The following is a 16,481-nucleotide window of genomic DNA, read 5'->3' as shown; positions in this document are numbered from 1 at the left end:
AGGCAGCAGCACGACCATGGTCGAACGGGGAGCAGAAGAGATGGGCATCGCCAATCCGGTGCGCGCGTGGAAGGGCTACTCCAAGCCCCAGCGCTCGGAGCTCTACCTCCGCTGGTCGCTCTACCTGATGGCGCTCGCCCCGCTGCCGGTCGCCCTGCTGGTCAACTCGTCCGACCCGGACTACCGCAGCCACCCGGCCGGCCGGGTCGCCCTGGTCCTCGGGCTCGCCCAGACCCTGATCACCCTGCGGGCCTACCGCACCTCGCTGGACCACTACCTGAGGCGGCCCACCGACCACCTGCGCTGGCTCGCCCTCAACGGCGGCGTCGCGGTGGCCGGTTCCTGGGCGGTGCTGCTGCTCGGCCCCCGGGTCGGCGCGGCCTCCGGCACCGAGGAGGTGGTCTTCACCCTCCCGGTCGCCAGCACCCTCCTGTTCTCCGCCTTCGGACCGGCCTCGGTCGGGCTGCCCCCTCGCCGGGCGGCGCTCGCCGGGGCCGCCGGCCTGCTGGCCGTCCTCCCCGCGATGCTGCTGACCGGCGCCACCCTGGCGACCTCCCTCGGGGTGCTGACCGGCAGCGCGCTGGTGATGCTCTGCGTCGGCTCCAGCTGCCGCAGCTTCGCCTGGCTCCAGTCGGTGGTCTGGGAGCTGGACGCCGCCCGCGAGGCCCAGTCCCGGCTGGCCGTCGCCGAGGAGCGGCTGCGGTTCTCCCGCGACCTGCACGACGTGATGGGCCGCAACCTCACCACCATCGCGCTCAAGAGCGAGCTGGCCGTCCAGCTGGCCCGGCGCGGCCGCCCGGAGGCCGCCGACCAGATGGCCGAGGTCCAGCAGATCGCCCAGGAGTCCCAGCGCGAGGTCCGCGACGTGGTCCGCGGCTACCGCACGGCGGACCTGCACGCGGAGGCGATCGGCGCCCGCGCGGTGCTCCGCTCCGCCGACGTGGCCTGCGAGATCGACCTCGGCGAGGACCCCGACCGGCTGCCGGCCCCGGTCCAGTCGGTGCTCGGCTGGGTGATCCGCGAGGCCACCACCAACGTCCTGCGGCACAGCGAGGCGGGCCGCTGCGCGATCCGGCTCCGCCAGGAGGGCGGCCGGGCCGTGCTGGAGCTGGAGAATGACGGGGTACCGGCCGTGCCGCTGCCCTCCCAGGGCAGCGGCACCGGCCTGCGCGGACTGCGTGAGCGGCTCGCCGCCCACGACGGCGAGCTGTCCCTGCCGGAGGCCGCACCCGGCAGCTTCCGGCTGCTCGCCAGCGTCCCGCTCTGAGAACCGCCGCCGCTCTGAGAACCGCCGCACGGAAGGCCCCGCCGATGACCGACACCGCGCCCGTCCGCGTCCTGCTCGCCGACGACGAGCACCTGATCCGCGGCGCGATGGCCGCGCTGCTCTCGCTGGAGGAGGACATCGCGGTGGTCGCCCAGGCCGCCTCCGGCCCGGAGGCGGTGGCGATGGCCCAGGCGCACCGGCCGGACATCGCGGTGCTCGACCTGCAGATGCCCGGGCTGGACGGCATCGAGGTGGCCACCAGCCTGCGCGCGCTGCTGCCGGACTGCCGCTGCATGATCGTCACCGGCCACGGCCGCCCGGGGTACCTCAAGCGGGCCCTGGAGGTCGGCGTCCGGGGCTTCCTGCCGAAGACCGTCTCGGCAGCCGACCTCGCCGGGATCATCCGGACCGTCCGGGCCGGCGGCCGGTACGTGGACCCGGAGCTGGCGGCGGACGCGATCGCCGCCGGGGAGAGCCCGCTGACCCCGCGCGAGACGGACGTGCTGGAGCTCGCCGCGGACGGCACCTCGATCGCCGAGATCGCCGAGCGGGCCTCGCTCTCCCAGGGCACCGTCCGCAACTACCTGTCCGCGGCCGCCGCCAAGCTGGGCGCGGAGAACCGGCACGCGGCGGTGCGGATCGCCCGCGAGCACGGCTGGATCTGACCGCCGGGCCCGCGGGCGCGCTCCGGCTCAGGCCCAGCTGAGGCCGGTCAGCCGCTCGTAGGCCTCCACGTACTTGGCGCGGACCTTCTCGACCACCTCGGCGGGCAGCTGCGGCGGCGGCTGCTCGCTACGGCGGTCCCAGCCGGAGGCCGGGGAGGTCAGCCAGTCGCGGACGATCTGCTTGTCGAACGAGGGCTGCGGGCGGCCCGGCGCCCACGCGTCGGCCGGCCAGAACCGCGAGGAGTCCGGGGTCAGCACCTCGTCGCCGATCACCAGCTCGCCGTCCAGCAGGCCGAACTCGAACTTGGTGTCGGCCAGGATGATGCCCCGCTCGCGGGCGATGTCCCGGGCCCGGGAGTAGACGGCCAGGGTGGTCTGGCGCAGCTGGGCGGCCAGATCGGCGCCGATCCGGCGGGCGGTCTCCTCGTAGGGGACGTTCTCGTCGTGCTCGCCGACCTCGGCCTTGAGCGCCGGGGTGTAGATCGGGGCGGGCAGCTCGGAGCCGTCGTCCAGGCCCTCGGGCAGCGCGATGCCGCAGACGGTGCGGGAGGCGCGGTACTCCTCCAGGCCGGAGCCGGCCAGGTAGCCGCGGGCCACGCACTCGACCGGGACCATGTCCAGGCTGCGGCAGACCAGGGTGCGGCCCTTCCAGTCGGCCGGGGCGCCGGCCGGGACCTCGGTGGAGATCACGTGGTTGGGCACGATGTCCGCGATCCGCTCGAACCACCACAGCGAGAGCTGGGTGAGGATGCGGCCCTTGTCCGGGATCTCGTTGGGCAGTACCCAGTCGTAGGCGGAGGTGCGGTCGCTGGCGACCATCACGAGGTCACCCGACTCGGCGCGGTACAGGTCGCGCACCTTGCCGGTGTGCAGGTGGACCAGGCCGGGTACCTGGACCGGCTCGGGCTTGGTGACAAATCCGCTCAAGGTCGTCTCAGTCCTCAGGGGTCGTTCGCGGTCGGTGCGGCGCGAAAGGGGAGGTCACTGGGGTCGAGTCTGTCATGACCACCCGTGCGGACCGGTCCGAGGGCCGGTCAGCCGTTCTTGCAGAGGCGGTCCAGCAGGTTGGCGGTGGCCCGCTGGATCCGCTCGTCGGTGAGGCCCGGGCGGTCCAGCGCGGGCGACCAGGCGAAGGTGCCGGAGGCGAACACGTACGCGCCGCTGGGCGCCCGGTAGAGCGAGGTCTCCTGGTAGCGGGTGCGCCCGGCCGGGTCCCGGTACGGGGAGTGGGCGAGCAGCACCCGTTCGGTGTGCCCGGGCAGGGGGACCTTGGGGTAGTAGCGGTCCGCCTCGCCGGCCACCAGCCCGGGCAGGCCGTCGCCCTCGTGGAGGCCGGTGCCGGCCCAGAACCAGTGCCCGGTGTGCCGGGCGACGAGCGGGACGGGGGTGGCGACCCGGCCGGAGTACTGGAGGCCGAGCAGCTGCTGCTCCGGCTCGCCGGCGTCGCGCCACAGCGCGCTGGCGGCGCCGGGCGCCCCGGCGGCCGGGTCGTCGGGGCGGACCTTCTGACGCTTGCGGCAGTTGAGCATCCGGTTGGGCTCGCCGGAGGGGCCGGGGCTCAGCTCGACCCGCCAGTACATGGTGTTGGCGGAGAGGAAGACCAGCGAGGTGCCGCCGTCCCGGGCCCCCTCGACGGCGCGGCGCATCGGCTCGGACCAGTACTCGTCGTGGCCGGGGAAGACCAGCGCCTTGTGCCGGGAGGCGTCGACCAGTCCGGCGTGCAGGTCGGTGGCGGTGGCGTAGGAGAGGTCGTAGCCGTAGCGCTCGGCCCAGCGGATGAAGTCGTAGGCGTGGCCGACGTGCAGGGGCAGCCCGGCGGTGGCGTGCGGGCGGTCGAAGGAGACGGTGACGGCCGCCTCGGTCTCGCCGACCAGCCGGCCGCCGTCCCAGGCGTGGTAGAGGCTGGCGCCGCTGCGGCCGTCCTCGGGGAAGAGGTTGTAGGCCTGCCAGGTGACGTCGGGGACGACCAGCAGCAGTTCGGCGGCCCGGGTCTGGTCCTCGAAGTCCCGGACGGTGAAGGGGATGTGGCTGCGGTGCAGCATGTCGGCGGTGGTGAGCACGGCGACGTAGGCGCCGGGCCGCCAGTGCTGCGGGATCTGCAGTCGCCAGGTGTGCCACCAGTGATGGCAGGAGACGGTCCGGCCGGCCACCATCGGGGCCGGCTGGACCATGCCGGCGATCAGCGGGCTGGAGGTCATGTGGTGGGCGCCGTCGCCCGCGTAGTGGCCGATCCGGTAGACGTCGACGGTGAACTCGCGGGGCGGGTTGACGGTGACCCGCAGGTCCACCGAGCCGCCGGGGCGGACCACGCCGGCCGAGGCGAAGCCCTTGATCTGCTGTTCCTCGTCGTTGGCGCTCAGCGGGGTGCCGACCGGGGGCTTGCCGCGCACCCCGGCCGCGGCGAGCGGGCGCTGTCCGGGGGCGTCCACCGAGACGTACCAGGGTACGTCGCCCTCGGCGCCGGCGAGGTACTGGTCCGGGCTGCGCAGCCAGGGCAGCGGGCCCTGGCCGAAGGGGTCGGAGACGCTGTGCGCGTGCGTCCCGGACTCCCAGCGGCGGTTGAGTTCGATCCCCACGCGCGCCCCTCCCAGGTGCACCTCCGCCGGTTGGCATGTGCCTCCCGGATGTGCGTGCGGACTAATACACCACACCGTGCTGGCGCTGCGTCACCCCACGGTAGCAACTAGTGGCGGGAATCTTGCGGTCCGTCGGAGGGAGGGCCTCCGGCCTGCGAAGACCCGGGGCGGCCGGTCCGGCCGGGGGCGCTCACGGAGGGGGTTCGCGCCCCTCCCCGGCGGTGCTCCGGCCGGACCGGTCAGAGCCGGACGGGTTTCTCCAGCCGGACGTCGGCGGCGTCCAGCCAGGCCCGCAGCGGTCCGTCCTGGCCCTGCTCGACCGCCTGGGCGACCGGTTCGGCGAGGTCGGTGCGGCGGACCCCGCCGAGCAGCAGCACCGGGCCGTCCAGCCAGTCCAGCCCGGGGACGGCGCCCGCGGTGTCCACGGCGGCGCAGCAGACCATCGCGGTGACGTGGTCGACCAGCACGTCCCGCCCGGTGCGGACGGGTTCGAGCAGCGGCGCGGGCGCGGTGGTGCGGACCGACTGGGCGGTGAGGGCGGCGGCCAGCCGCTCGCCGTCGCCGTCGGCGAGCCGGCCCAGCAGCCGGGTCAGCGTCGGGGCGCCGGGGCGGGCCTGCGGGGCGAGCAGGTCCAGGGCGGACTGCAGGGCGGCGGCGCGGGCCCGCCAGCCGGCGTCGACCACCTCGGCCGGGTAGTCGGCCCACTCCAGCTCGCGCCAGCCGCCGGAGGCGGGCGCGCCGAAGAACAGCTCGGCGGCGAGCCGGGAGACCGCGGCGTCCACCGTGCCGGGCTCCTCCAGCAGGTCGCAGGCCGGGCGGTCACCGAGCCGGCTGCCGTAGCCGTCGGCCAGCCGGTCGCGCCGGGACAGTTCGGTGAGCGCGGCGACCACGCCGGCGTTGAGGTGCGCGGGGTGCCGGCCGAGCCGCCAGGCGGGCAGCGCGACCCGGGTGAGCAGCCGGTCCCAGCCCGCGTAGGCGAGGCCGACCTGCTCCTGGGCGGCGATCCGCAGGCCGTAGTCGACGCTGCGGGCCTGTTCGGAGGCCCAGCCGGCGACGGACCGCTCCAGCTCGGCGGCGTGCTCGCGGCAGGCGCCGAGGAGGCGGCGGGTGATCCGCTCGGTGATCCGGTCGGTGATCCGGTCCGTCAGCGCGGCCGGGCCGCGCCGGGGCGGGCGCGGGGCGCCGGGGGCGCCGACCGGGCCGGGGGCGGCCCCGGCGATCGGGCCGGCGTCCAGGCTGGCGTCCAGGGAGCGCAGGAAGCGGCGGGCGGCGGCGATCTCGGGGTCGGCGGCGGCCGCGGTGCCGGCCACCACCGGGGCCAGCAGGGCGCGCAGCTCGCCGGCCCGCATCCACCAGAGGAAGGGCGAGCCGATCACCAGGACCGGCGCGGGCGGCTCCTCCCCGGCGGTGCGCACCCGCCGGCGGGGCCGGGCCGCGGGCACGTCCTCCAGCCAGCTGTCGCAGTCCGGGGTGAGCGCGACGGCGGACGGCGCGGGGACCTCCAGCCGGTCGGCCAGGTCGCCGATCAGCCGGTACAGCTCGGGGGCCTGGGCGCGCTCGAGCGGGACGGCCGGGGTCTGCGGCGGGACGGCCCGGCGGTACCGGCGGGCGGCCGCGGCGGCCACCAGCAGGGTGAGCGCGGCCACCGCGCAGACCGCCCAGCGGGCGATGTCCCAGCCGGCGGCGTCGGGGGAGCCGGGGGCGCCGATCCGGCCGGTGAACCGGCCGGCGAGCAGGACCACCGCGGCGGCGGCGGGCAGCGCGGCGGCGGCCAGGGCGAGTCCTCGGATCCGCAGGACCGCCTGGGCGTGAGCGCGCGCGGTGTCGACAGCGGCCATACGGTGCGGCACCCCCTTCGGAGCCCTCGGGTGCCCCGTCAGGGCCCCTGAGCCGATTCGAAACGATCAGTTCCGACCGGGAAACGGCGGCGGCCGAGCCCCGGTCGTCCATGCTGGTGGCGCTTCTGACATTTTCGACGCCGGTGTCCGGGTGGGTGTTCCGGATCGCCCCGGTTCCACTCGTCCCGGTGACGCCGCCCGGATTCCGGACGACCGCCCGGGGCGACGTCGGACGGCCCGGGCGTGTCCGGTCCGGCCGGACGCCGTCCAGCATCCCCCCGCGCGACCGCCGCTACCCGGCGGCGGGCGGAAGCGCCCCGAGCTGAGGCGCCGTGGTCCAGCGCACCATAAGGCCGGGCGCCCGGTTACGTCAGCCGGATGCGGCCGCTGTCACTCGATGGGCTGGATTCCGGCCGCCGAACGGTGCGCCGGGCCCGCGGACCGCTCCCGCCCCACCCGTCCCCGAAACACCGGGCGGGGCTGCGTCCATGGGGGTTGTCCACGGGGCTCGCGGGGCTCGCGGGGTGAGCCGGGGGGGGTCGCGCACCGGCCGGGGAACGCCCGGGCCCCCGGCGCGCGGATCGCTCGCCGGGGGCCCGGAGATGGAAAGGGGTGCGCGGCCGCTACTGCGCGGCCTTCAGCGCGATGTCGCCGCGGTGCTGGCCGCCGGCCAGCGAGATCCGCTCCACCGCCCGGTAGGCCCGCTCGCGCGCCTCGGCGAGCCCGGCGCCGGTCGCGGTGACCGACAGCACCCGGCCGCCGGCGCTCAGCACCCGGCCGTCCTCGTCCGCCTTCGTCCCGGCGTGCAGCACGTACGCGGTGCCGTCGGCGGCCTCCGCCTCGGCCAGGCCCCCGATCGGGTCGCCGGTGCGCGGCGCCGCCGGGTAGCCCTCGGCGGCGATCACCACGGTGACCGCGGCGCCCTCGTCCCAGCGCAGCGGCTCCAGCTGGTCCAGCGTGCCGGTCGCCGAGGCGTGCAGGACGCCGGCCAGCGGGGTGCGCAGCCGGGCCAGCACGACCTGGGTCTCCGGGTCGCCGAAGCGGGCGTTGAACTCGATCACCCGGGTACCGCGCGAGGTCAGCGCCAGGCCCGCGTAGAGCAGGCCGGAGAACGGGGTGCCGCGGCGCCGCAGCTCGTCCACGGTCGGCTGCAGGACGGTCTCCAGGACCTCCTCGACCAGGCCCTCGGGCGCCCAGGGCAGCGGCGAGTAGGCACCCATGCCGCCGGTGTTGGGACCCTGGTCGCCGTCCAGCGCGCGCTTGAAGTCCTGGGCCGGCTGGAGCGGCAGGACGGTGGCGCCGTCGGTGATCGCGAACAGCGAGACCTCGGGGCCGTCCAGGTACTCCTCGATCACCACCTGCCCGCAGGCGGCGGCGTGGGCCAGCGCCTCGTCGCGGTCCGAGGTGACCACGACGCCCTTGCCGGCGGCCAAGCCGTCGTCCTTGACCACGTACGGGGCGCCGAAGGCGTCCAGCGCCTCCGCGGCCTCCTCGGGGGTGGTGCAGACGTAGGAGCGGGCGGTGGGCACGCCGGCCGCGGCCATCACGTCCTTGGCGAAGGCCTTGGAGCCTTCGAGCCGGGCGGCTTCGGCGGACGGGCCGAACACCGCGACGCCGGCCGCGCGCAGGGCGTCGGCGACACCCGCGACCAGCGGGGCCTCCGGGCCGACCACGACCAGCTCGGCGCCGAGCCCGCGGGCGAGCGCGGTGACCTGCGCGCCGTCCAGCTGGTCGACCGGGTGGACCGTCGCCACCTGCGCGATCCCGGCGTTGCCCGGGGCACAGTGCAGCTCGGTCACGGCGGGATCTTGGGACAGAGAGCGGCACAGGGCGTGTTCGCGGGCGCCGCCGCCGATGACGAGGACCTTCACGCTGCGCAAGGGTAGCCGGTGGCCGGTTCCGGCCGCTCTCCGGTCCCGTAGGAAGAGACAGCCGGGGCGGTCCGCCACCCGAACGGCCTCGGAGGATCCTCCAGCTCGGGACGCCGATGATCATCGCGCGGTGTCCGGGTCAGGACAGCGGGTCACCGGACCCTCGCTCGGACGGGTGAAATCCCGCCGACCGCCGCAACCCTCCCACCTTGGGATCCGGTGGCCGAATCCGGTAACGATCATTGGCGAAGCGCCCACACGGTAAGCCATTTGGCGGTAAGAAGTGCTGTTGGACCACCACCGGCCGCCGCCGGTGACGCCGTCCCGGGGCATCCGAAGAACGCCCCGGACCGGCGGTGTGGCCGGCGCGTTGTCCGTCGTTCCACGGCCCGTCAGGCCGGGGAAAGGTCGGTCCGCGCAGAGTCGGAACCAGCCAGACCAGCAGTCCGCCCGCCACAGGGAGCCCCACAGGTGAGCCAGCCGGAAATGCAGCCCGAGGAGAGTGCCTGGGGCAAGGAGATCGGCGAGGAGGACCCGCCCGCCACGACCGTGGCGCGCCGCGCCTCGACCCGCCGCCGGTCCGATCTGAGCACCCGACAGTTCCCCCTCGGGGACTGGGGCGAGCCCGCCGAGCGGCTGGAGGAGCTGTACCGCTGGTCCGAGGAGCGGGCGGTCGAGGCCATCGAGTGGTACCGCAGGGACCGGGTCTGGAAGCGCCGCTGGGCCCGGCTGCTGCGGTTCGGCTCGGCCGGGTTCGCGGCCGGCGGGGTCGCCGCGCCGCTCGCCGACCTCACCGGGACCGTCGCCGACGCCACCAGCTGGGGCTACGTCGGCCTGGCGCTGGCCGCCGCCTGTTACGGCGCCGACCGGGTGTTCGGCCTGACCTCCGGCTGGATGCGCGACGTCTCCACCGCGCAGGCGCTGCAGCGCCGTCTGGAGGCCTTCCAGTTCGACTGGGCCTCGGAGTGCGTGCGGGAGGTGCTCGGCCCCACCGAGGGCACCGCGGGCGAGGCCGCCGAGCGGTGCCTCGGGGTGCTGCGGCGGTTCTGCGAGGACGTCTCGGACATGGTCCGCACCGAGACCTCGGAGTGGATGCTGGAGTTCCGGGCCGGGATGACCCAGCTGCCCACCCAGGTCGCCGGCAGCTGGGGCGGGCGCACCGAGCCGGGCGTCGGCGCCCAGGTGCGGGTGCTGCCGCCGCCGGGGACCAGGCCCACCATGCCGCGCCAGCGGCCGCCGGAGGGGCCGCTGCGCTAGCCGGGGCGGGGCGGGGCCCCGCCGGGCGCCCGGGGCCGTCGGAGGCGCCCGGGGCCCGCTCGGGCCGCCGGGTGCCCGCTCAGGCGAAGACGATCATCGAGCCCTGGTGCAGGCTCCGGGTGGCCGCCGCGTACAGGCCCGCCCAGGCGTGCCGCTCCCGGGCGAACGGGTGCAGGTCGTCCAGCGGCGGGCCGAAGGGCTGCTCCAGGCCGGTCGGGGCGAGCGGCCGGGTCGGCGCCGGCGGGTCGAGCGGGTCGATGCCCAGCGCCGGGGCCACGGCCTGCAGCTCGCGCAGCAGCCCGTGACTGGAGCCCAGCGGGCCGCCCGCGGCGAGCAGCGAGTCCTCCACCAGCGGGGCGGCGAACTCGATCGGCACGTACGCGCCGGCGTGGTCGAAGTGCCAGACCAGGTGCGACTGCTCGGCGTTGCTCTCGAACATCTCCAGCAGCTGCTCGTAGTCGCCGCCGAGCGCGTCCACCGGCGTGATGTCCAGGCCGGTCAGACCCAGCAGGTAGGCCCGGCGCAGGAAGTGCAGCGAGTCGTAGTCGAAGGCGGCTATCGGCTCGACCGCCCCGCTGAGCCCCGGCATGAACCGGTAGACCGGCATCTCCGGCAGGCCGCGGGAGGACAGCACCTGGTTGTAGAGCGCGAGGTCGTCCCGGAAGGGGTTGTCGGGGCTGTGGCTCAGCACGTCCACCAGCGGGACGAGCCAGAGGTCGCAGGCCATGGCCGGCTCTTCCTCTCCGGACGCGGTTGAACCGGCCGCGCGGCGGCGGACGGCGGATGGGCGGGTCGGTGCCCGGACCGCCGCCGGCTGGGGCGGCCGGGACGGACGACCGCCCACCCTACCGGCCCGGCGAGCGATGCGGATCGGACCGTCCCCCGGGCAGTTGGTCCGGCGGCGGATCGGGCAGCCGGCGGCCCAACCGCCCGTACGCCACCGCTCGCGGCTGCGGCACCAGGCCGAGTCCCAGGCCCAGTTCGCGGCCCAGCTCCCGGCCGAGTTCGCGTTCCCGGCCCCGGGCGCCGCCGGCCGCGCGGCCCGGTTCCGCGGGTCGGGCGGGCTCCCCCGGTCCGGACGCCCCGATGGCGCCGGGCCCGGTGCCCGCCCCGGTCTTCCCCGGCGCCGGGTCCCCCGGGGTGTCGGGCGGCGCGGCCGCGGCCTCCTGGCCGCCCGGCGCGGGGAGCGGGCGACCGGTCAGCAGCGGCAGCACCCCCACCGTCTCCACCGACTGGCCGGCCAGCTCGGCCAGCAGCCCGACGGTGAAGAGGTTGTACTCGCAGACGACCCGGTGGGCGCGCGGCACGTCACGCGCCTCGATCGCCTCCACCAGGTCGAGGTGGCCGTCCCAGCAGACCCCGGCCAGCTGGGGCATGGTCCGCAGGTAGCGCGCGGCGAACATCCACGACTGCACCCGCAGCCAGTCCAGGTACTCGGCGATCCGGCGGTTGCCCAGCAGCCCGCCGACCTCCTGCCAGAACCGGCGGTCGCAGCCCACCATCACGTCCAGGTTCCCCGCCCGGGCCGCCCGCAGCGCCGCGTCCGCCCGGCGGCGCAGCGAGGTCAGCCGGCTGTCGTCCCGCGGGCCGGGGTCGGCGGCCAGCCGGCGGAAGTAGCTGTCGGTGATCAGCACCCGGGACTCGAAGATCTCCCGGAAGTCGTCCCAGCCGAACTCGGGCACGGTGAAGCCGCGGTGGTGCTCCGCCCGGAGCAGTCCCTGCGCGGAGAGGTCGACCAGCGCCTCCCGGGCCGGGGTCGCCGAGACTCCGTACAGCTCGGCGATCTCCTTGACGGTGAAGTTCCGTCCGGCCGCCAGCCGGCCGGCCATCATCTCCTCGCGCAGCGCGCCGGCTATCTGCTCGCGCAGGCTGTTGCGCTGGATGACGGGACGGCTGTCGCCCGCGTCGGTGCCGAACATGCGCGCGACCTCCTCGGGCGGGCTGGACGGCCTGACGGGGACAGACCGGAGACGTACGGGCTGGTAACACGACGAAGGCTCATCTTCTCAAAAAGGACACCGACGTGTGTACAAGCCCCCCGTACGCCCCGGCGCGCCCCCGCGCCCCGGCCCGTCGGACCGGCCCGTCCCCCGTCAGCGCTGCACCGGCGCCGGAATGCCCAGCAGCCGGTCCCGGTGCACCGGGAAGTCGACCCGCGCCTTCGCCACCTCCGCCGGATCGAACTCCACGGTCAGCACCTCCTCCCCCGCCCCCGCCTGGGCCAGCACCCGGCCCCACGGGTCCACCGCGATGCTGTGGCCCGCCTGCTCGACCCCGCCGTGCGTGCCCGCCGTGTTGCAGGCCAGGACGTACGCCTGCTCCTCCACCGCGCGGGCCCGGGCCAGCAGCGTCCAGTGCTCGCGCCGCCGCTCCGGCCAGGCCGCCGGCACCACCAGCACCTGCGCGCCCGCGTCCAGCAGCGCCCGGAACAGCTCCGGGAACCGCAGGTCGTAGCAGGTCGCCAGGCCAAGCGTGCCGACGTCGGTGGCCGCGGTGACGATCTCCTGCCCGGCGCCCATCACCACCGCCTCGCCGCTGTCGAAGCCGAAGCGGTGGATCTTGCGGTAGGTGTGCACCAGCTCGCCGTCCGGGGCGAACAGCAGCGAGGTGTTGTAGATCGGCCCGTCCGGGTCCCGCTCGACGATCGAACCGGCGTGCAGCCAGACGCCCGCCGCTCTGGCGGCCGCCGCCATCGCGTCCGAGGTCGGCCCGTCCAGTGCCTCAGCGCCGTCCGACCAGAGGTCGTAGGCGAAGCCGCCGAGCGGCCACAGCTCCGGCAGAACGACCAGGTCGGAACCCCGCTGCGCCCGCACCAAGGCGGCCGCGCGGGCTCGCCGCTCGGCCGGAGGCTCGGCGTCGGAGACCGCGAGTTGGATCAATGAAGCGCGCACAGTACCACCGTCCACGGCAAGAGTCCTACGATCGTCACCCGAAAGCGCTGCCCTGCTCTCACCCGGCAGCGTAACGTGCGGTTAGCGTGTGCGTCCGGAAGCCGGACTTCCCGGCCGAACAGGAACCCGCGGGCACGCGTGGCAAGGCAGCTGACGGAGGGCCGGAGATTCCCGTGACGGACAACCAGACCGTGCAGGCTTACACCGAGGCGTGGACGCAGTCCATCGAGGCGATATCCGAACTGGTGACGCCCCTGCCCGAGGGCTCCTGGAACCGGGCCACCGAGTGCCCCGGCTGGTCGGTCCGCGACATCGTCTCGCACGTGATCGCGGTCGAGTCCGAGCTCCTCGGCGACCCCCGCCCGATCCACTCGCTCCCCCGCGACCTGCGCCATGTCACCACCGAGGCCGCCCGCTACCTCGAACTCCCCGTCGACAAGCGCCGCTGCCACACCGCCCTGGAGATGACCAGCGAGCTGGAGTACACGATCATCCGGCGCTGCCGGGCGCTGCGGAACGCCAAGCAGATGCCCAACGAGCCGGTCCGCCGGCCGGCCGGCCCGCAGAGCCGCGACATCCCGTACCACCAGTTGCTGCGGCTGCGCGCCTTCGACGTCTGGGTGCACGAGCAGGACCTCCGGCGCGCCCTCGGCGTGCCCGGCAACCTCGACTCCCCGGCGGCCCTGGTCGCCCGCGACGTCCTGCTGGAGGGCCTGCCGAAGGCGGTCGCCCACCAGGCCGGCGCCCCGGCCGGCACCGCGCTGGTCGTCGACGTCACCGGCCCCGTGGAGTTCCTGCGCACCGTGCGGGTCGACTCCGCCGGGCGCGGGAGCGTCGACGAGTCCATCAGCCTCGCCCCCGACGTCCAGCTCACCCTGGACTGGGAGACCTACGTCCGCCTCGCCTGCGGCCGCGGCCGCCCGGACGGGGTGACCGTCGAGGGGGACCGGGAGCTGGCCGACCGCGTCCTGGCCAACTTCTCCGTCACCCCGTAGCCCCCGCCGTCACCCGCCCGGCGTACACACACCGTGCACGCCGGGCGAGTGCGCCTCGCGCTCCCTTCGAGTGCCCGAGCGACGAGCGCGTCGGGATCCGGGGAAGCCGGGTGGTCCCGGGCTGCCCGAAGCTGCGGATCGTGGACCTGGTCCGGATGCGGGACCGAGGTGCACGGCGGCCGCGTCAGCCGGATCTGCGGCACGCCCCCTCGGCTCGCCGAGTTCATGCGCGAGTACGGGGGCTGATCGGCGCCCGGGCACCCCTTGTGCAGAACACGGGTCACCCCCGTTTCCGCAGGTCGGAAATCCTACGAAGCCGCCTCCGCGAGCTTCTTCCGGAGCCGCAGGATCATCAGGGTGCCCACCGCCAGGGGTGCGTACTGCCAGCAGAACGCCCAGCGGAAGGCGCTCGCCGAGTAGGTGCCGGTGCCGTCCGGGGTGAGGGTGTCCAGGAGGACGCCGATACCGAAGAGGGTGATCATCGTGCCGATGAAGCCGCCCATGTTGACGATGCCGGAGGCGGTGCCCAGGCGTTCGACGGGGTTGCGGGCGCGGGCGTAGTCGAGGCCGACGAGCGAGGCGGGGCCGTTGCTGCCCATCACCAGGACGACCGTGACCAGCAGCCAGAGCGGCGGGCGTCCGCCGGGCCAGGCGAGCGTCACCGCCCACAGCAGTGCGGTGGCGCCGATGACGGTGAACACGATGGGCATCCGGGCGCGGGAGGTGCGGGACAGGACCCGGCCGAAGAGGAAGCCGAAGCTCATGTTGGAGAGCACCAGCAGGGTGAGCAGCCCGCCGGCCGCGGCGCGGGTCATGCCCTGGGCCTCGACGAGGTAGGGCAGGCCCCACAGCAGGCCGAAGGCGTTGCCCGGGAACTGGGTGGTGAAGTGGATCCAGAGCCCCAGCCGGGTGCCCGGCTCCCGCCAGGTCTCCCGGATCTGCCGCCCGACGCCGAGCCGGGGCTGTGCGGCGGGCGGAGCCGTCGCGGCGGGACCGTCCGGCGCCTCCCGGAGGAAGAGCGCGACGAGGGCGAAGACGGCGACGCCGAGCAGGGCGATGGCGGTGAAGGTGGGCGTCCAGCCCTCGCTGTGCAGGGCCTGGGCGAGGACGACGGTGGTGACCAGGTTGCCGCTCATCCCGGCGAGGCCGGTGAGCTGGGCGACCATCGGGTTCTTGGCGGCGGGGAACCAGCGGGCGGCGATCCGCAGCACGCTGATGAAGGTCATCGCGTCGCCGCAGCCGAGCACGGCCCGGGAGGCGAGCGCGGGGCCGAAGGAGTCGGAGAAGGCGAAGGCGAGCTGGCCGGTACTGAGCAGCACGACGCCGAGCAGCAGCACCCGGCGCGGTCCGAACCGGTCGACCAGCAGGCCGACGGGTATCTGCATGGCCGCGTAGACGAGGACCTGGAGGATCGAGAAGGTGGAGAGCGCGGAGGCGCCGATGCCGAAGCGGTCGGCGGCGTCCAGGCCGGCGACGCCGAGACTGGTGCGGTGGATGACGGCCAGGACGTAGACGCTGACGCCGATGGACCAGGCGAACCAGGCGGCCCGCCCACCCGGAGGGTGGTGGGCGGCGATCGGGCCGGTGGTGGGGCCGGCGCCGGCACGGGGAGCGGGGACGGACAGGGGGCGGACTGAACTGGCGGGCTCCACGGTCATAGTGGCCCCAGATTAGTCATCCCATCATTGAACGCCTAGGGCGGGGCCGGGAGGACGGACACGAACCACCCCCTCCCCCCGGGGTCCACTCCCCCCGGGGGGGCGTCCGCCGGAGCCTCCGCCAAGGTGCTCAGCCGACCACGGTCCAGGAGACCGAGCGCGTCATGTAGCGGTCCCGGAAGGCCTCGTCGCGCACCCAGTCCGTGGTGTCCCGGACGGTCGCCGTGACGGTCGCGCTGTGCCCCGGCGCCAGCGGCAGCCGCGCGGTGTCCAGCCAGCCGCGGTCCGCCGCCTGGGGCTCGACCGGGACGCCGTCCACCGTCCAGTCCACCTTGAGCTGCCGGGCACCGGCCAGCCGGAGCGGCCGGACCTCCAGCCGGGGCCGGCCGGCGACCTCGCCGGGCGGCGGCACGGGGCTGTCGGTGGGTCTGACCCGCCGGTAGATCTCCTCGATGATCGCCTCCCGCGAGGGCAGGTTGTACGCCCCGCCGAGGGTGCGCATCACCGAGTCCCGGGTGGGCCGGTAGATGCCGTTGGCGCTGCGGTAGGCGCCGATCGTCCCGGCGCCGTCCGGGGACTCCGCGCCCAGCCAGCGCCACCACTTGGTCTGCTTGCGGCGCATCTCCTCGGCGTTGTCAGTGGCCAGGTTGGGGTAGTCGGCGTCGTCCGGCGCGCTGTCGTACTCGTCGCCGAGGTCCCCGACGGTGTGCCCTATCTCGTGCTGGATGATCCGCCCCGCATCCGCGCTGCCGCCGGCCAGGGTGGTCACCCCGGTGCCGCCGGCGCCGCCGTACTCGGTGGAGTTGGCGAGCGCGATGAGGTACTGCGGGCCCTCGCCGTGCCCGGCGAAGCGGGCGGTCGCCTCCTCGTCGGCGCAGAGCAGCCGGGCGGTGCCCTCGCACCAGAAGTGCATGCCGAGCGGGGTGGCGGGGCGCCGGCCGCGGTTCTCGCTCTCGGCGATGCCGGAGACCGGGGAGACCACCTCGACCCGCTTTATGTTGAAGAACCCCTGGTAGCTGCGGAACGGCTCGATGTCCATCAGCGCGTGCCAGGCCCGGTCCGCCTGCTCGCGGAACAGGTCCTGCTCCCCGGTGGTGTAGCCGTCGCCGAGCAGGACCAGCGTGATCCGGTTGGCCGGGTCCCCGGTGCGCCGTATGTCGACGGTCGGCGCCTCGCCGGCCGTGTGCAGGTCGGCGTGCTGCACCGCGGTGTGCGGCGGCACCGCGCGGTCGGCGGGGGCTCCGGGTCCGATCACCCCGAACGGCGGGGGCCCGGCCAGTTCGAGCGCGGCCGGGAGCACGGCGGTGGACACCAGCACGAGCGCGGCCAGACTCCGGATGATCCGGCCAGGGTTGCCAGGCGGCATACAGGTGTGTCCTCGACGTTCCGGTCACCCGGCGTCGCCCGGGCGGTGGACGCGAAGACGTACCCGGCCCGGCGTGTCGTCCTCACCGAAAAACGAA

General features: G+C 75.2%; 13 protein-coding genes. 4 read left to right on the top strand and 9 right to left on the bottom strand.

Translation table 11 applies throughout. The annotated features are described in order from the left end of the window. Nucleotides 1-40: 40 nt before the first annotated feature. Together ABTX81_RS11330 and ABTX81_RS11325 are read left to right on the top strand one after the other, a co-directional pair. Nucleotides 41-1,267: a sensor histidine kinase gene (locus tag ABTX81_RS11330; RefSeq protein WP_350543196.1), complete on the top strand. Its 1,227-nt coding sequence runs from the start codon at nucleotides 41-43 to the stop codon at nucleotides 1,265-1,267. 44 nt (nucleotides 1,268-1,311) lie between these two features. Beyond that, nucleotides 1,312-1,932 (top strand): response regulator, encoded by a 621-nt coding sequence (locus ABTX81_RS11325; RefSeq protein WP_350543194.1) that lies wholly within the window; start codon nucleotides 1,312-1,314, stop codon nucleotides 1,930-1,932. A gap of 27 nt (nucleotides 1,933-1,959) precedes the next feature. Here the strand turns inward: ABTX81_RS11325 and ABTX81_RS11320 are convergent, their stop codons facing one another. From ABTX81_RS11320 to purD, 4 genes are all read right to left on the bottom strand, one after another. After that, complete coding sequence (locus ABTX81_RS11320; RefSeq protein WP_350543192.1) at nucleotides 1,960-2,859, bottom strand: phosphoribosylaminoimidazolesuccinocarboxamide synthase; 900 nt, start codon at nucleotides 2,857-2,859, stop codon at nucleotides 1,960-1,962. Between the two features lie 107 nt (nucleotides 2,860-2,966). After that, the gene (locus ABTX81_RS11315) at nucleotides 2,967-4,508 is read right to left on the bottom strand and encodes a N,N-dimethylformamidase beta subunit family domain-containing protein (protein WP_350543190.1); all 1,542 of its coding nucleotides are present in this window, start codon (nucleotides 4,506-4,508) and stop codon (nucleotides 2,967-2,969) included. A 239-nt stretch (nucleotides 4,509-4,747) separates the two neighbouring features. Further along, nucleotides 4,748-6,346, bottom strand: coding sequence for a hypothetical protein (locus ABTX81_RS11310; RefSeq protein WP_350543188.1), 1,599 nt, complete (start codon nucleotides 6,344-6,346; stop codon nucleotides 4,748-4,750). Between the two features lie 623 nt (nucleotides 6,347-6,969). Further along, nucleotides 6,970-8,217 carry a phosphoribosylamine--glycine ligase gene (gene purD / locus ABTX81_RS11305; RefSeq protein ID WP_350543186.1) on the bottom strand — a complete coding sequence of 416 codons (1,248 nt, stop codon included), beginning with the start codon at nucleotides 8,215-8,217 and terminating at the stop codon, nucleotides 6,970-6,972. Nucleotides 8,218-8,688: 471 nt separating this feature from the next. Here purD and ABTX81_RS11300 point away from each other — a divergent pair, with 471 nt between their 5' ends. Then, nucleotides 8,689-9,474, top strand: coding sequence for an SLATT domain-containing protein (locus tag ABTX81_RS11300; protein ID WP_350543184.1), 786 nt, complete (start codon nucleotides 8,689-8,691; stop codon nucleotides 9,472-9,474). A 79-nt stretch (nucleotides 9,475-9,553) separates the two neighbouring features. Here ABTX81_RS11300 and ABTX81_RS11295 read toward each other — a convergent pair whose 3' ends face one another. The 3 genes from ABTX81_RS11295 to ABTX81_RS11285 form a co-directional block, all read right to left on the bottom strand. Next, nucleotides 9,554-10,201, bottom strand: a complete 648-nt coding sequence (locus ABTX81_RS11295; RefSeq protein WP_350543182.1) for a putative DNA-mimic protein — start codon at nucleotides 10,199-10,201, stop codon at nucleotides 9,554-9,556. A 118-nt stretch (nucleotides 10,202-10,319) separates the two neighbouring features. Further along, nucleotides 10,320-11,393, bottom strand: a complete 1,074-nt coding sequence (locus ABTX81_RS11290; RefSeq protein ID WP_350543180.1) for a GntR family transcriptional regulator — start codon at nucleotides 11,391-11,393, stop codon at nucleotides 10,320-10,322. Nucleotides 11,394-11,567: 174 nt separating this feature from the next. Next, a complete protein-coding gene (locus ABTX81_RS11285; protein WP_350543178.1) occupies nucleotides 11,568-12,365 on the bottom strand; it encodes a carbon-nitrogen family hydrolase in 798 nt (265 codons plus the stop codon). 173 nt (nucleotides 12,366-12,538) lie between these two features. On the opposite strand from ABTX81_RS11285, the gene ABTX81_RS11280 reads away from it, so the two are divergent. Continuing rightward, entirely contained in the window at nucleotides 12,539-13,360 is an 822-nt protein-coding gene (locus tag ABTX81_RS11280) for a maleylpyruvate isomerase family mycothiol-dependent enzyme (protein WP_350543176.1), read from the top strand. A 308-nt stretch (nucleotides 13,361-13,668) separates the two neighbouring features. Here ABTX81_RS11280 and ABTX81_RS11275 read toward each other — a convergent pair whose 3' ends face one another. Beyond that, nucleotides 13,669-15,018 (bottom strand): MFS transporter, encoded by a 1,350-nt coding sequence (locus tag ABTX81_RS11275; protein WP_350543174.1) that lies wholly within the window; start codon nucleotides 15,016-15,018, stop codon nucleotides 13,669-13,671. 130 nt (nucleotides 15,019-15,148) lie between these two features. Next, nucleotides 15,149-16,384, bottom strand: coding sequence for a M64 family metallopeptidase (locus tag ABTX81_RS11270; RefSeq protein WP_350543172.1), 1,236 nt, complete (start codon nucleotides 16,382-16,384; stop codon nucleotides 15,149-15,151). Nucleotides 16,385-16,481: the final 97 nt, after the last annotated feature.

This window comes from Kitasatospora sp. NPDC097605 (assembly GCF_040302725.1).
In the GTDB taxonomy this organism is placed as follows: domain Bacteria; phylum Actinomycetota; class Actinomycetes; order Streptomycetales; family Streptomycetaceae; genus Kitasatospora.
Note: the sequence above shows the minus strand (reverse complement) of the source record. Positions and strands in the feature narration are given on the sequence as shown.

Excerpts from the sequence above, each read along its gene's own strand:
- ABTX81_RS11330 (WP_350543196.1), top strand. The coding sequence starts at position 41 with ATGGGCATCGCCAATCCGGTGCGCGCGTGGAAGGGCTACTCCAAGCCC.
- ABTX81_RS11325 (WP_350543194.1), top strand. The coding sequence starts at position 1,312 with ATGACCGACACCGCGCCCGTCCGCGTCCTGCTCGCCGACGACGAGCAC.
- ABTX81_RS11310 (WP_350543188.1), bottom strand. The coding sequence starts at position 6,346 with ATGGCCGCTGTCGACACCGCGCGCGCTCACGCCCAGGCGGTCCTGCGG.
- ABTX81_RS11295 (WP_350543182.1), bottom strand. The coding sequence starts at position 10,201 with ATGGCCTGCGACCTCTGGCTCGTCCCGCTGGTGGACGTGCTGAGCCAC.
- ABTX81_RS11290 (WP_350543180.1), bottom strand. The coding sequence starts at position 11,393 with ATGTTCGGCACCGACGCGGGCGACAGCCGTCCCGTCATCCAGCGCAAC.
- ABTX81_RS11275 (WP_350543174.1), bottom strand. The coding sequence starts at position 15,018 with ATGACCGTGGAGCCCGCCAGTTCAGTCCGCCCCCTGTCCGTCCCCGCT.
- ABTX81_RS11270 (WP_350543172.1), bottom strand. The coding sequence starts at position 16,384 with ATGCCGCCTGGCAACCCTGGCCGGATCATCCGGAGTCTGGCCGCGCTC.